This is a genomic window from Sulfobacillus sp. hq2 (genome assembly GCF_002903155.1).
Taxonomy (GTDB): domain Bacteria; phylum Bacillota; class Sulfobacillia; order Sulfobacillales; family Sulfobacillaceae; genus Sulfobacillus; species Sulfobacillus thermotolerans.
In genome coordinates, this window is record NZ_NWUL01000044.1 from 89,869 (window position 1) to 103,110 (window position 13,242).

Annotated in this window: 15 protein-coding genes and 1 riboswitch; of the genes, 11 read left to right on the top strand and 4 right to left on the bottom strand. The window is 54.7% G+C overall.

What is annotated here, in order from left to right; all coding sequences use genetic code 11:
- The first annotated feature begins 40 nt into the window (after window positions 1-40).
- The 6 genes from CO251_RS12335 to CO251_RS12360 all read left to right on the top strand — a co-directional run bounded on the left by CO251_RS12335 (window position 41) and on the right by CO251_RS12360 (window position 4,791).
- A complete protein-coding gene (locus CO251_RS12335) occupies window positions 41-1,081 on the top strand; it encodes a hypothetical protein (protein WP_103376116.1) in 1,041 nt (346 codons plus the stop codon).
- Window positions 1,082-1,174: 93 nt separating this feature from the next.
- The gene (locus tag CO251_RS12340) at window positions 1,175-2,350 is read left to right on the top strand and encodes an amidohydrolase (protein WP_103376156.1); all 1,176 of its coding nucleotides are present in this window, start codon (window positions 1,175-1,177) and stop codon (window positions 2,348-2,350) included.
- On the top strand, window positions 2,340-3,179 hold the full coding sequence (gene folP / locus CO251_RS12345; RefSeq protein ID WP_242968586.1) for a dihydropteroate synthase: 840 nt from the start codon (window positions 2,340-2,342) through the stop codon (window positions 3,177-3,179). The genes CO251_RS12340 and folP overlap by 11 nt, the downstream gene beginning before the upstream one ends.
- The gene (gene folB / locus CO251_RS12350) at window positions 3,172-3,531 is read left to right on the top strand and encodes a dihydroneopterin aldolase (protein ID WP_158246332.1); all 360 of its coding nucleotides are present in this window, start codon (window positions 3,172-3,174) and stop codon (window positions 3,529-3,531) included. Before folP ends, folB begins: the two co-directional genes overlap by 8 nt.
- Window positions 3,524-4,024, top strand: a complete 501-nt coding sequence (folK, locus tag CO251_RS12355; protein WP_103376118.1) for a 2-amino-4-hydroxy-6-hydroxymethyldihydropteridine diphosphokinase — start codon at window positions 3,524-3,526, stop codon at window positions 4,022-4,024. Before folB ends, folK begins: the two co-directional genes overlap by 8 nt.
- On the top strand, window positions 4,021-4,791 hold the full coding sequence (locus CO251_RS12360) for a biotin--[acetyl-CoA-carboxylase] ligase (RefSeq protein WP_103376119.1): 771 nt from the start codon (window positions 4,021-4,023) through the stop codon (window positions 4,789-4,791). The genes folK and CO251_RS12360 overlap by 4 nt, the downstream gene beginning before the upstream one ends.
- On the opposite strand, the gene ribH is transcribed toward CO251_RS12360, so the two are convergent.
- The 4 genes from ribH to ribD are packed head-to-tail and all read right to left on the bottom strand — an operon-like array spanning window position 4,788 to window position 8,264.
- A complete protein-coding gene (gene ribH, locus CO251_RS12365; RefSeq protein WP_103376120.1) occupies window positions 4,788-5,258 on the bottom strand; it encodes a 6,7-dimethyl-8-ribityllumazine synthase in 471 nt (156 codons plus the stop codon). The two genes, CO251_RS12360 and ribH, sit on opposite strands and share 4 nt — an antisense overlap.
- Before the next feature lie 48 nt (window positions 5,259-5,306).
- Window positions 5,307-6,521, bottom strand: coding sequence for a bifunctional 3,4-dihydroxy-2-butanone-4-phosphate synthase/GTP cyclohydrolase II (locus tag CO251_RS12370; protein ID WP_103376121.1), 1,215 nt, complete (start codon window positions 6,519-6,521; stop codon window positions 5,307-5,309).
- Window positions 6,518-7,141, bottom strand: coding sequence for a riboflavin synthase (locus CO251_RS12375; RefSeq protein WP_103376122.1), 624 nt, complete (start codon window positions 7,139-7,141; stop codon window positions 6,518-6,520). Before CO251_RS12375 ends, CO251_RS12370 begins: the two co-directional genes overlap by 4 nt.
- Window positions 7,134-8,264 carry a bifunctional diaminohydroxyphosphoribosylaminopyrimidine deaminase/5-amino-6-(5-phosphoribosylamino)uracil reductase RibD gene (gene ribD / locus CO251_RS12380; protein WP_242968587.1) on the bottom strand — a complete coding sequence of 377 codons (1,131 nt, stop codon included), beginning with the start codon at window positions 8,262-8,264 and terminating at the stop codon, window positions 7,134-7,136. The genes CO251_RS12375 and ribD overlap by 8 nt, the downstream gene beginning before the upstream one ends.
- A 73-nt stretch (window positions 8,265-8,337) precedes the next feature.
- A riboswitch (FMN riboswitch) is annotated at window positions 8,338-8,492 on the bottom strand.
- Between the two features lie 322 nt (window positions 8,493-8,814).
- Here ribD and CO251_RS12385 point away from each other — a divergent pair.
- The 5 genes from CO251_RS12385 to CO251_RS12405 all read left to right on the top strand — a co-directional run bounded on the left by CO251_RS12385 (window position 8,815) and on the right by CO251_RS12405 (window position 13,224).
- Entirely contained in the window at window positions 8,815-9,321 is a 507-nt protein-coding gene (locus CO251_RS12385) for a universal stress protein (RefSeq protein ID WP_158246333.1), read from the top strand.
- Between the two features lie 25 nt (window positions 9,322-9,346).
- On the top strand, window positions 9,347-9,688 hold the full coding sequence (locus CO251_RS12390; RefSeq protein WP_103376125.1) for a DUF6582 domain-containing protein: 342 nt from the start codon (window positions 9,347-9,349) through the stop codon (window positions 9,686-9,688).
- A gap of 224 nt (window positions 9,689-9,912) precedes the next feature.
- Window positions 9,913-11,355 carry an NAD(P)/FAD-dependent oxidoreductase gene (locus tag CO251_RS12395; RefSeq protein ID WP_103376126.1) on the top strand — a complete coding sequence of 481 codons (1,443 nt, stop codon included), beginning with the start codon at window positions 9,913-9,915 and terminating at the stop codon, window positions 11,353-11,355.
- A gap of 79 nt (window positions 11,356-11,434) precedes the next feature.
- Window positions 11,435-12,643, top strand: a complete 1,209-nt coding sequence (locus tag CO251_RS12400; RefSeq protein ID WP_158246334.1) for an MFS transporter — start codon at window positions 11,435-11,437, stop codon at window positions 12,641-12,643.
- Window positions 12,644-12,663: 20 nt separating this feature from the next.
- Window positions 12,664-13,224, top strand: a complete 561-nt coding sequence (locus CO251_RS12405; protein ID WP_103376128.1) for a chromate transporter — start codon at window positions 12,664-12,666, stop codon at window positions 13,222-13,224.
- Window positions 13,225-13,242: the final 18 nt, after the last annotated feature.

The following is a 13,242-nucleotide window of genomic DNA, read 5'->3' on the forward strand; positions in this document are numbered from 1 at the left end:
TTTGGGATGCACGCATAACGTGAAGGAGGAGGGGAGGCGGGTGGCAAACAGGCGGCGACAGGCAGCAATTGCGGTGGCGGTGTTGGGCCTGGCTATGGGAGTCGTAGCAAAAGGGATGCACCGGGTGCAGTTTTGGAAAATGAATGATCAGGCGCGGATCGTGTGGCAGGCGCCCTTTGGAGCCGGCCCAACCCATGTGGGCGTAGCACGAGGCCTTGACGGTCAGCAATATGGTCCTCTGGCCTTTGCCTATGCGCACAAGGATTTTTGGATTGCTGATTCTTACCGCAATCGGATTATCGAATCCACTAATCCTTGGAAAACTGTGAGCGTGCCCGGGACTATCATTGACGATTTGGTTTTTGTCCGCCGCGCGTTATATTTTGTGGATAACCAGCAGCTGGCCGTCTACCGGCTCGCTGACCAGCATATCACCAAAGTGATTCAACTGCAGGCTCCTTTGGGGCAGACTGAAGCAATTTGGCACTTGGCAGCCGATGGAGGCGACTTGCTGCTAGAAGGGGTGCGGCTTGGTCATGGAGAGTCCGTAATGTGGTTGGCTAAATATTCTGCCCAGGGGCGGCAGATTGCCATGTTAAATCTGGCCAAGAGCGCTTGGGATAGTCCTTTGCAAGTGCAGCCTACGTATCCGGTTACGGCGGTAGTCCGGTCATTTGAGCCAGGCCCTAGTGGAGGCCTTTACGTCGAAGCGGCCAGCAGTGACCGGTATCAGCGCATGGTTTGGGTGTATAGTCGACACAATCATCTGGTACGCAAAGTGCCGATTGTCTCGCCAGAACCGATTGTGCATAGTGAACTCTTGGGCGTCAACCGCTGGGGATGGATTTATATGGGTCTCAATCTCAATGTCTCGGGCCGCGCGTTAGTCGAAGTGGTTCAGCCCGGAGGAGAAAGTACGACGCTCAAGGTGCATGCCGTGCCAATTAAGAGCGTAGTATACGGGACGGTGGGCCCTACCGGGGCACTTTATTTGCTACAAAGCACGGCGGATGAATACCGCATTGCCCGCTGGGGCCTGACCCCTCAAACGCATTGGGTGTGGCACATGCCTCACTTGTGATAGGCTTTTTGCTGTCAGGCGGCCTGGCGGTGTATGATGGCGGAAGAGATTGCTCAAAGGCTTTCGACATTATACGTGAATATGAGGGATAGCATGCTGGCTATAGTAGGAGGACGAGTCGAGACCATCAGCCACGGGGCCATTGCTGGAGGCACCGTGCTGATAGATGATGATGGACAGATTGTCGCCGTCGGCACAGACGTATGGGTGCCAGAGCATGCCCAAGTCATTGATGCGCATGGACAATACGTATTGCCGGGATTTATTGATTCACATACCCATCTTGGCGTCTTCAATGACGGTGAGGGACGCGAGGGAGCCGATGGCAATGAAATGACGCATCCCGTGACTCCGGGGATTCGGGCTATTGATGGCTTTAACCCAGCGGATGTTGCGTTGCGCGATGCGATTCAAGGGGGCATCACGGCAGCGTGGGTAACGCCTGGCAGTGGCAATGTCGTTGGGGGACAAGGTGCGACGCTTAGGCTTGTCGGACACAATGTTATGGATATGATTTTGAAAGCACCTTCGGGCATGAAAAGTGCGATGGGGGAGAACCCCAAACGCGTCTACGGCACCGACAAGAAGTTTCCAATGACGCGCATGGGCGTGGCTAAAGCTCTGCGTGAGGCATTTATCGCTGCCGACAATTACCGCAAACGCTTGGAAAATGATCCTCACACGGAGCGTAACCTGGATCAAGAAGCCATGGTTCAAGTGTTGGAGAGGCACATTCCACTGCGGACCCATGCGCACCGAGCAGACGACATCTTAACCGCGTTGCGCATCGCCCAAGAATTTGGGGTACAGCAAATCATTGAACATGGTACAGAAGCCTTCAAAGTGATGGATGCATTGCTCGCGTATAACGTCCCTGTGTCGTTGGGCCCGGGTCTTGTCGCGCGCGTCAAACCCGAAGTGCGCGAACGGGGCTTTGCGCAAGCGGGCATCTTAGCCCGCGCTGGGGTCAAAATTTCGTTAATCACAGACCACCCTGTGGTGCCGGTGCAATACTTGGTGGTCTCTGCGGCGCTAGCGGTGCGGGAGGGGCTAGAAGAAGTCGAGGCGCTGCGGGCCATCACCCAAAATGCCGCCGATTTTTGTCTCGTCGGTGACCGCCTAGGCTCTTTGGATCCGGGTAAAGATGGGGATGTGGTGATCTGGAGTGGCCATCCTTTTGAGTACCGCAGTGTCGTGGACAAGACCATTGTGGCGGGGCGCGTCGTGTATGATCGGCAACGAGCCCAGGAGGTGCGCCGTGGAGAGTAACCCGCGCATTTTTCGCTGTGGAACCCGTCCCTTACATCTCGGTTCAAGGACTTATGTGATGGGGATTGTCAATGTGACGCCGGACTCCTTCTCGGATGGGGGACGCTACGACGATCCGGTCCGAGCTGTGGATCAGACAGCTCAACTCATTGCCGACGGCGCCGACATCATTGATGTCGGCGCAGAATCGACTCGCCCAGGATATCAGCCCGTCGATGTCGAAACGGAATGGCGCCGATTGGAAGAGCCCTTGCGCCAAATCCGGGCCCGTTGGCCTGCCGTGCGACTCTCCGTCGATACCCAAAAGGCTGAAGTCGCGCGCCGGGCGATTGCCTTGGGAGTGGATATTATCAATGACATTCAAGGCTTTCAAGGGGATCCGGAGATGATTCGGGTGCTGGCGGATAGCAACGCCGGCTATATTATGATGTTTAACCGACCCGTTCCGTGGCCCGATGGCGTGGTGGATCTTGGCGAGATGGAGGAATTTTTTGTTCAAGGCTTGCAACGCGCTCGGGCTTATCACATCGCCGACGACCGGATTTTGCTTGACCCTGGTCTAGGATTTGCGTATAGCGGTGCGGCCAGTTGGACAGTCTTGCGCCATTTACCCGCGTTGTCTGGGATGGGAGCGGGATTGTTGCTAGGTCCGAGTCGCAAGCGCTTCTTGGGCACACTCACGGGGAAGCCTCCCGTAGAGCGGGATGTGGCCACAGCCACCGTGTGTGCCATTGCAGCGATGCACCACGTCGATGTCATGCGTGTACATAATGTTGCGCTCACGCGCGATGCGGTCGCGGTGGCCGATCGGTGGCAATATCATGAGTGACTGGATTCGGTTGAAGGATTTGCAATATCAAGCGAAACACGGCGCGTTACCCCACGAGAAAAATATTCCGCAACCCTTCCAAGTCGATGTCGACATAGGGCTCGATACGCGCAGTGCGGCGTTACAGGACAAGCTATCCGAAACCATTAACTATGCTATGGTGGTCAGCCGCATCAATCACGTGATGGCAGCTCCTCCGGTCAATTTATTGGAGACCCTGGCGCAACGCATTGCTGACGAGGTACTGGCATTGCCGCGTGTGATAGCAGTGCGGGTGCGCGTTCGCAAAATGGCGCCGCCTGTTGATGGCGTGTTGGGGCACGTAGAAGTGGAGATTTGGCGTGATGCCTAAGGTGTATATCGGCTTCGGGGGCAATTTGGGCAATCCGTTAGGATGTTTTGCCCTAGGATTGGAATGGCTGCAGGGCGCGGGGCGGGTGACGGGGTGTTCGGGGATTTACCGGACAGCTCCGCAAGGTGGACCGTCCCAACCCGATTATTTGAATGCTGTTCTGTGTCTGGATACCTTGTGGGATTGGCAGCGTTTGCTGGGCCAAATGCAGGCGGCTGAAGCGGCTTGCGGGCGCGAGCGCGGTGAGCGGTTTGGGCCCAGAACGTTAGACCTTGACATCTTGTTGTGGGGGGAAGAGCGTATTGACGAACCGCAATTACAAGTGCCGCATCCCCGTCTCGCTCAACGGCGGTTTGTGCTAGAGCCTTTGGCGGAAATCGATCCGCAGCTCACGATTCCGGGCGTGGGTCACATCCAGGGGTTGCTTGCTGCGGTGGCTAATCAACCGGTCACCCGGCTCATGAATTGGATTTGTGGGGGGAGCATCCGATGAAAAGTAAGGAGCCAAGGTGGCTTGGAGCGGATTTGACCCAGCTGGCTCGTGTGGGGTCAACAAACCAGGTCTTGCGCGAGCGGATGCGCCGCGAACACGTTCCGGAAGGGGCAGTCGTGTTAGCGCGAGAACAAACGGCTGGGCGCGGGCGTCTGGGCCGGGTATGGTGGTCTCCGCCTAATCAAGGCTTATATGTGTCGGTGCTCTTATATCCGCCTAAAAGACGACAAGGGGGAATTCTCAGTCTGTTGGCCGGGGTTGCTTTGACGGATGCCGTGGAGCAGGCCACAGGGATGACACCGGGCTTAAAGTGGCCTAACGATGCCGTGATGGGTGGAAAAAAATACGCCGGCATTTTAGTGGAAGGAGGAACGGAGCCACAACCGTGGGCGATCGTGGGAATGGGAATTAATGTCCTGGGAACCGTTCCAGAAGACTTTCCCCACGCTACCACACTGAGTCAAGAACTGGGTAAGGATGTTGATATAGAGGGTCTTTGGAGACATTTGGCTAAGGCTTTAGAGCAACGCTATGAACAATGGCTGGAGGATGGTAATGCGCCCATTATTGCGCAGTGGAAAACAGTCAGCGTGACGCTAGGCTACGCGGTGGAGGTGCGAACCCCTTCGGGGCTTATCACCGGAATTGCGGAAGACGTCTCGGACGATGGGACATTGTGGATTCGTCAGGGATCGGACCGCGTTCCGGTGATGAGCGGGGAAGTCAGTCTAAGGTTGGCCAATGGAGCCTATGCGCCTCGGACTTAATCTTTTTGCAAACGGTGGTATAAGTTGGCCATTTCGATGGCGGACAACGCCGCTTCCGCGCCTTTATTGCCGGATTTTCCATCGGCTCGGTCCTCCGCTTGGGCCATGGTATCGGTGGTCAAGACCCCAAAAATGATAGGCATAGGGCTGTGCCGAGCGAGATCTGCAATGGCGCTGGTGGCTGCCGATGCAATGAAATCGAAATGAGGCGTTTCGCCCCGGACAATGGCTCCCAGTGTAATAATGGCGGCGTACTTTTGATTCACGAGTCGGTTGACCAGATTCGGAATTTCAAAGGCGCCGGGAACCCAAAACACATCGATATTGTCTGCAGGAACTCCGTGGCGAATGAGCGTATCAACGGCGCCTTCGAGCAAGCGATCGGTGACCCGCTGATTGAAGCGGCTCACGACAATCGCCCATGATTGGCTGGAATACGTGGTGAGAAATCCTTGATGTTCTGACACGGCAGTATGAGACCTCGCTTTTCGTATAATGATGGGAGACTGGAACCGTCAGTCCATCCAATGTCCCATTTTGACTTTTTTGGTTTCGAGATAAAAGGCATTTTCTTCGCGAGGTGGGGATTGAATAGGAACCCGCTCAACAATGCGTAAGCCATAGCCACCTAGCGCGTGATACTTTTTCGGGTTGTTGGTCAGAAGGCGCATGTTCCGTACGCCCAAATCAGCTAATATCTGCGAGCCCACGCCATAGTCCCGGGAATCGGCGGGAAATCCTAAAGCTTGGTTGGCGGAGACGGTGTCGTAACCGGCTTCTTGCAAGGCATAGGCTTTGATCTTATTGGCCAGGCCGATGCCTCGGCCTTCTTGGCGCATGTACAATAAGACGCCGCGCCCTTCTTGGGCGATCATGCGCAAAGCCATATCCAACTGGTCTCCGCAGTCACACCGTTTGGATCCAAACACGTCACCTGTGAGGCATTCCGAGTGGACCCGGACTAATACCGGTTCGCCATTGGCGACGTCACCCATTACGAGCGCCAAATGCGTATCTTTCGTTTCCTTTTCCGTATACGCAATGGCGGTAAAGGTTCCGTAAAGGGTGGGGAGTTGGGCTCGACCTTCGCGGATAAAGAGGGTTTCTTGATGGCGTCGGTAGCGAATCAGGTCGGCGATGGTAATCAGCTTGAGCCCGTGTTCGCGCCGAAATTCTTGGAGGCGTGGCAAGCGGGCCATGGTACCATTGTCGTCCATGATTTCACAGATAACAGCGGCCGGAGTCAACCCGGCAAGACGCGCTAAATCCACACTGGCTTCGGTATGGCCGGGGCGTCTTAATACACCGCCATCTTTCGCACGGAGCGGAAACAAGTGGCCGGGGCGCACAAAATCCTCGGGTTTGCTCGAAGGATCAATAAGGGCCCGAACGGTGGCTGCCCGGTCATGGGCCGAGATGCCGGTTGTGGTTGTGTTCTTGGCATCGACGGAGATAGTAAACGCGGTGTCCATGGATTCATCGGGTGCCCCTACCATCGAGGGGATTTGTAATTCTTCGAGCCGTTCTTTGGTCATGGGAACACAAATGAGTCCGCGCCCCCATTGTGCCATGAAATTGATGGCCTCAGGCGTCACAAAGTCGGCGGCCATGACCAAATCGCCTTCGTTTTCACGATCTTCATCGTCGACAACCACGATCATCTTGCCTTGCCGAAGATCTTCTATGGCTTCAGGAATGGTATTAAATTCCCTGTGCTGTTCTTCTGTCATTGGATGCTTGACCTCTTTTCGTTGTCAACGTAGGGCGTGAGCAATTGCTGCACGTATTTTCCCAACACATCAAATTCTAAATTCACGAACTGGCCGACGCTTAAGGACCCCAAAGTGGTATGGGATTGTGTAAACGGAATCAATGTGACCTGGAATTGACCGGGCTCAGCATGCACGACCGTCAAACTGACACCATCGATCGTAATGGAGCCAAATGGCACAATCAGGCGTTGAAATTCCTGGGGATAGGCGAAGGTGACGTGATGGGCTTCGCCTTCCGGCACCACGCTGACCACGGTTCCTTGGGTGTCAATGTGCCCTTGTACCCAGTGACCTCCCAGTCGGGTCGTTGGTGTAACCGATCGCTCGAGATTCACTAAAGAGGGGACGGACAAGCTGCCAAGGGTCGTAATCGCGAGCGTGGTCGGAGTACATTCGACTTGAAAGTGATCGGGGGTGGTGGCTGTCACCGTCAGGCAAACGCCATTAACGGAGACCGATTCTCCAAGCGCGAGCTGATGTGCAAAAGGAGCATCAATAGTCAAGGTACGCGCATGGGCGTCTTTGCTACTGTCCGTGGCCGTTAACTGGCCTACGGCTTCAACTAATCCACTAAACATGTAGTAGCCCTCCTTCGAGGTCAACGTCACGGCCAAGAAATTGGGCGTGAATAAGAACATCTGGCCCTAAACGGCGGACGGACAGAGGCCTTAGCTGCCACGCGTCGCTTAAGGCGCTGACGCCCGGTCCTCCAACAGGGGTCGGAGCTTCGCCGCCAATGATTAGGGGTCCAATGAAGCTATACCATTCGTCCGCAAGGCCCGCAGCGATGAATGCGGCATGGACTGTGGGACCTCCTTCAACTAATACGGATAAGAGATGGCGCTGGGCACATTCGTGTAAGACTTCGGCGAGATCCAAGGTGCCATGTGGGTCGGCGGGGACTTCAATGACTTCACCGCCCGCAGAAAAAATCTCTCGCTGCCATGGTTCGGGGGCTTGATTCGTGGTAAACACCAACGTAGGCGCGGTAGAAGACACGGAAAAAATGCGCGCGTCAGGCGGCGTCCGACCATGGCTATCTAAGACGATACGCACCGGATCTGATCCGGGGCTTTGTCCTCGGTAGGTCAGGGCGGGGTCGTCAGCCAAGATGGTATTGACGCCTACTAAGATGGCATCATGCTGGCGGCGAAGGGTATGCGTGAAAGCCAACGCCTTAGCATGCGTAATATATTTCGAATCCCCTGTCTTTGTCGCCACTTTGCCATCAAGACTCATGGCGGCCTTCAAGGTGACAAAGGGACGTCGTTGTTGGCTCCACGTGACAAAAAATTTGTTGAGAAGCGCTGCCTCGGCTTCACCATCGCCAACGGTTACTGTAATGCCAGATGCTTGAAGACGTTCGATGCCACCGCCTTTAACTTCGGGGTTGGGATCTTTCATGGCGATGACCACATGCGCGATACCGGCTGAGATAATGGCGTCCGTGCACGGAGGAGTTCTCCCCGTGTGATTACAGGGCTCGAGCGTCACGTATAACGTGCCGCCTTGGGCGCGTGATCCCGCTTGGGCTAAGGCACCCACTTCGGCATGGGGGCCGCCCGGCCGCTTGTGGTATCCTTCTCCCACCAGAATGCCGTCTTTGTCTGTCACTACGGCACCCACCATAGGGTTGGGTGAGGTGGTGTAACGCCCGCGGCGGGCCAGTCTCAAGGCACGCTCCATCATTGGACTGCTCAAGTGAACTCCCTCCATAAACAAAAAACCCCCCAATTTCGGGGGATGGCAAAATTATATAGACCACAATTAGGCCTATAACCTTCTCCCATCCAGACTGTACTGTCGGCGCCGGGATTACACCGGACTCCTGCCATATGATTGGCTCGCGGGCTCCTCAACATTCGTGAGTTTACCGCCGGTCGGGAATTGAGGCCACGAAACGCCTCTCACCACGCCCCGAAGGTCTTAATAGGGCCTATTGTAGGTCTTTTGTCACAAAAGATCAACTAGGGCGGCGTTGTCAGCGGTGGGGGTCCCTGTCACAGGGCAATTGTCGGCATCTGATGCGGCGCCTTGGAACGCATAAAGGGCATGCAAGGGCCATCACCGATGTATCTTGAGGGTTTGTCCGAAAGACTAAGCGAAATGGGCCCGGTTGGACCTATTTCCCTTGCAGGGTCTCAGGGTATGGTTTAGCTACCCACTCGTGTAGGGATGGAGTGCCAACGTCATGGGCATTGCTAGGCCCAAGAAGGATAGGCGAGGGAATCGGTTAAAAGGATGGGTGTATATGATGAACCGTGTTGTTGTCGCAATTAATGGATCCCCGGCTTGCATGCAAGCTTTGGATGTAGCAGCGAAGATGATTGCCCCGTCAGGGACGGTGTTGTGTGTTGATGTTGAGGATATTATGGCCTTTTACCGGGAGTACGCGGTCGATTCTTATGAGGGTGAAATGGCAGAAGACGCCGAGTTCTTTCGCAATGAGTGGAATAAAGAAGCGCGAAAGATAAAGGAAGACGTGTTGCACAAAGCGTCTGACTTGCACCTTGCTGCCGAATGGCACATTTTGAAATTGAAACCTGGGCAAGGCGGGCCAGCCGAAGCGTTGTATAAATTTGCCCAACGCGAGAAGGCGGAGGCGATTTTAGTGGGACAACACCGCGGATCGCATCTTATTGAAGGATTATTGGGAAGTTTTCCTCGCTGGTTAGTCACGCATAGTGCTCTGCCCGTCGTCGTTGTGCCCCCTCCACAGTCAAAAGAGGCAAGGGCCGCGGCGGGCCAAAACGCGTGATGGGAGTAAGAAAGAGGGACGAAATATGGATCATCCATCGCAGCACCATAAGGATATGTGGGATCCTATAGAGTCGGAGACCGTGCCGCCTGCCAATGACAAGCTGCCGGAAGGAGCGCACCGCACGCCTCCCAAAGGATATCCTGTTGAGCGCAGCGCCTATGCGATTCCGCAGTGGTATGCGCTGCCCATCGACACCCCTGAGCATGCTCGCAACGCTGCTAGTCGATTTCCGCAAATGGATGTGTACCAGGTGTTGTCCGAGGAGGACCGCCGGATAATCTGGCAACGCATTGTGCAGGCGGAGCGCCGTTTTGGTATTGAGCCCGGCCCAGACGTTCTCAGAAGGGCGGGCTATGAGGGATAGAGCCAATGAGCCGCAAGAGCACATCTTGCGGCATTTTTTAATGAAAATCTTTGCGAACAAGAGCCTTTGAGGTTATGCACACGGCCCTTTGGAATAAGAAAAGAAAGGCGGATAGTAACCGTCTATACTGTTAAAATTATCCAGGCGTCCGCCAAAGTTGTACGATTAATAGCGCAAAGTGGTGCTCTTCACTAGGGGCGGTCCGTCGATAAGGGGGAGCGGGAATGGATACCACAAAATTCGATGTTGTCACCATTGGCGCGGGACCAGGAGCCACTCCTGCCGCCCTTTACTTGGCACGTCACAGCAAGCGGGTCGCGGTGATAGAGCAAGGCCACGCGTTGGGAGGCACGTGTCTATTTGAAGGATGTATCCCTTCGAAAATTTATTTAGAAACCGCCAAACGAATAAGAGATATACAGGAGGCGGCACGTTTTGGACTGGCTAACGCTCAATTTCAGGAATTGGCCCTGTCTGTTTTGACGGAACGGAAGCAGAAAATTTTGCGGCAACGGTCTTTAGAGATGCAACAACGTTTGACTCAGTTAGGGGTCACCGTCGTTTATGGCCGTGCTGATTTTTTAGATGCGCATCACGTCGTCGTGCAAACTGGCGATGCCCGGAAAATCCTATCGGCAGACTATATTATCGCGAGCCCCGGCTCGCGGCCTAAGCCTCTACGGGTTCCTGAAGCGGATGATGCTTCGTTGTGGACTAACGCCCAAGCGTTAAAGCTAGACACCATTCCATCATCCTTATGCATCGTCGGGGGAGGATATATCGGGGCAGAATTGGCCACGTTGTATCAGGCACTGGGTACCCACGTGCATGTGTTGGAGGCAGCATCTCGCATATTGGCCTCGGAAGATCCCGCCATTGGGGCGTATTTGACGAAAAACTGGTCGAGTGCCATCAATCCCATCGAGGTCGAAACCGATGTCCGGGTTACGCGTATTGAGACGCGTCCTGATGGTCGATGGACAGTCGGATATAATCATCCATTAAGAGGCTTTCGTCGGAAAACGGTGGACCGCGTATTGGTTGCCATTGGGCGAGAACCGAATACGGGGCAGATGGCATGGGACAAAGTGGGGATTACGCTTGGGCCGCGGGGGGAAGTGCCGGTGAATCGTTATTTTCAAACGACAGCGCCTCATATTTACGCGCCGGGCGACGTGAATGGACAAATCATGCTAGCCCATGCGGCAGCGCGGCAATCCTCTATTGTGGCCCAGCATATTTTGAAAAAGCCAACCGCGGCTGCTCATGACATTGTGCCCCATGTCATCATGTCTTCACCAGAAATTGCGGCGGTCGGTGCTGATACACGGTCATTGGTGATGCACCCCACCTGGCGGGTCACGCAGTGGCAATACCAGCACAGCGTTCGTCCCTTGGTGGCCGGAGATGAGAGGGGCTTTGCCCAATTGATTTGGGACCGGGCAACGCATAAGATTATGGGATGTCAGATTATTGGTTTAGGGGCTTCAGAGCTGATTAGCGAGATGACGCAGGTCATGACCCACCAAGGAACGCTCGAATCTTTCGTCGAGACGGTTCATCCTCATCCGACGCTGCATGAGGTGGTCACGGACCTAGCGATGAAGGCGCTTATAGAGGCCCAGAGCGAAACAGCGCAAGAGGGCGGGGCAATCAGGACAGACTAAACCCGTTCGCGCAAAGTTGCGGGTGTGTAAATTGAGTGGGGAGGAAAGGCAGCGTTGAACCTTGATGCTGCTGAGGCGTATGAAGTCTAAAAGCATTGGTCCAGCAGGGCTGTTGACAATTGCGTCGCTGGATCAATTGGCGATTACGATGTCGCAACAAGGCTTATCCATACTTAGTGTCGCGTTTAAAGAATATGCTCGCCTGGGCGTCACGCAAATGGGCATTTTGTTTTCCACTGTGGCGTTAGGAGCCGTTATTGGCATGATTCCCGCTGGCATCGCCCTGGACCGCTTCGGATCACGCCGCGTGGCATGGATGGCAGGAAGTGCCATCCTCGTCGTGATGGGGCTTTTGGCAATGTTGTTACCACGTAATTTTTGGGCTTTGGAAGCGCTATTAAGTCTGGTCGGTTTTTTTCTTCCGGCGTTGTCCTTGACGGGAACGACCGCTATTACGCACGTCTTTGATGGATCGTCGCGGGAGGGCGTGGCCATTGGGATCCGCCAGGCCGCAACTCCCTTAGGGGGGATTTTAGCTGCCAGTTTATTTCCATTTCTCGTCAAAACTTGGTCGCTGGCCACGGTGCTTTGGGTCATTGCTGTAAATGCCGGCGGGTGGACGCTGGTATTTGCCTGGGCGCTTGCGCCCACGAATCACTCGCCGCGAGCGGCCATGCCTGCGACGCAAGGGCTCAAAAGTCTGGTAGAGGTATTGCGGCCCTTGAAGTATCCGTTGTTGACCAGTTTGCTATTGTCGCCGGGTCAATATGCCCTGCTGACGTATGCGCTGTTAGATTTGCACGACCGTTGGCATGTGCACATGGGTATTGCGGGGCCTATTATAGCGCTGGCGTTGTTGGGAGGATTTCTGGCCCGGATTTATATGGGTAAGATGATGGACAAGGGGGCGCACAGTGTTCCGTGGCTGATTGCGTTAACCAGCAGTGTGGGCGTTTTGTCATTGGTGTTATGGGCTATTATTCCGCACGGCATACCACTCGTGGTGATTATTCTTATCTTTTTTGCGCTCGGCGCCGGCCTTGATGGCTGGAATGCTTTGTTGACGGCGTGGGTAGCCCAAAAAAGCTCAACATCGCAACGCGGCATTGCGTTGGGGCTGACAGGCATGGCCGGTTTTATAGGCATTGTACTCTTCTTACCGATTTTTGGCCTGATTATCCGTTGGTCTGACTCCTATCGTCCTGCCTGGGGCCTTTTGGCATTGATCTATCTCGTGGGCATAGGACTGCTAGCCTATGCAAAACGCGTCTCGCACAAGACGATCTGATAGCCTACGTGGTAGGATGAATGCCAAGTGGGATCGTGAGGAAGGAGGTTGTCAAGGATATCGGACATGTAGTAGCGCTGGTGTTGAATTTTTTGTGGGTGGGATTGTTGGGATTTGGCGGGGGCTTTGGCATGATTCCTTTGATGAAAAGTGCCACCTTGTCCCACCACTGGCTGAGTCCTGGTACTTTTGACCAGGCTATTGCGATGGGGCAGATCACCCCAGGCCCGGTAGCCATTAGTGCCACCTTTATCGGGGAGCGGGTGGCAGGTCCCCTCGGAGCGCTCGTGGCGACGATTGCCGTTTTTACCCCGTCTTTAGTTGTCATTGTTGTGCTCAGTCATTGGTTTACTCGTTTGAAAAAAGTGCTCGCGGTGCAAAATGTTTTGTTTGCGACATTGGCGGCTGTCACGGGGTTAATCGCAGGGGTGGCGATGACCTTGGGAGAGTCCTTGATTCATGCTTGGACTGGGGCGGTATTGGCCTTAGTGGTGGCGATAGTGGCTTTGCGCTGGAAAGTGCCGTATTGGTCGATTATCCTTGGGGCGGGAGTGGTGGGCGCGATATGGTTTCGTCCATAACTTGGAGTCATGAAGGGA

What these genes read in the sequence shown, in the direction of transcription:
- CO251_RS12340 (WP_103376156.1), top strand. Translation starts at nt 1,175, where the DNA reads ATGCTGGCTATAGTAGGAGGACGAGTCGAGACCATCAGCCACGGGGCC.
- folB (WP_158246332.1), top strand. Translation starts at nt 3,172, where the DNA reads ATGAGTGACTGGATTCGGTTGAAGGATTTGCAATATCAAGCGAAACAC.
- folK (WP_103376118.1), top strand. Translation starts at nt 3,524, where the DNA reads ATGCCTAAGGTGTATATCGGCTTCGGGGGCAATTTGGGCAATCCGTTA.
- CO251_RS12360 (WP_103376119.1), top strand. Translation starts at nt 4,021, where the DNA reads ATGAAAAGTAAGGAGCCAAGGTGGCTTGGAGCGGATTTGACCCAGCTG.
- CO251_RS12370 (WP_103376121.1), bottom strand. Translation starts at nt 6,521, where the DNA reads ATGACAGAAGAACAGCACAGGGAATTTAATACCATTCCTGAAGCCATA.
- CO251_RS12375 (WP_103376122.1), bottom strand. Translation starts at nt 7,141, where the DNA reads ATGTTTAGTGGATTAGTTGAAGCCGTAGGCCAGTTAACGGCCACGGAC.
- CO251_RS12385 (WP_158246333.1), top strand. Translation starts at nt 8,815, where the DNA reads ATGATGAACCGTGTTGTTGTCGCAATTAATGGATCCCCGGCTTGCATG.
- CO251_RS12390 (WP_103376125.1), top strand. Translation starts at nt 9,347, where the DNA reads ATGGATCATCCATCGCAGCACCATAAGGATATGTGGGATCCTATAGAG.
- CO251_RS12395 (WP_103376126.1), top strand. Translation starts at nt 9,913, where the DNA reads ATGGATACCACAAAATTCGATGTTGTCACCATTGGCGCGGGACCAGGA.
- CO251_RS12400 (WP_158246334.1), top strand. Translation starts at nt 11,435, where the DNA reads ATGAAGTCTAAAAGCATTGGTCCAGCAGGGCTGTTGACAATTGCGTCG.
- CO251_RS12405 (WP_103376128.1), top strand. Translation starts at nt 12,664, where the DNA reads ATGCCAAGTGGGATCGTGAGGAAGGAGGTTGTCAAGGATATCGGACAT.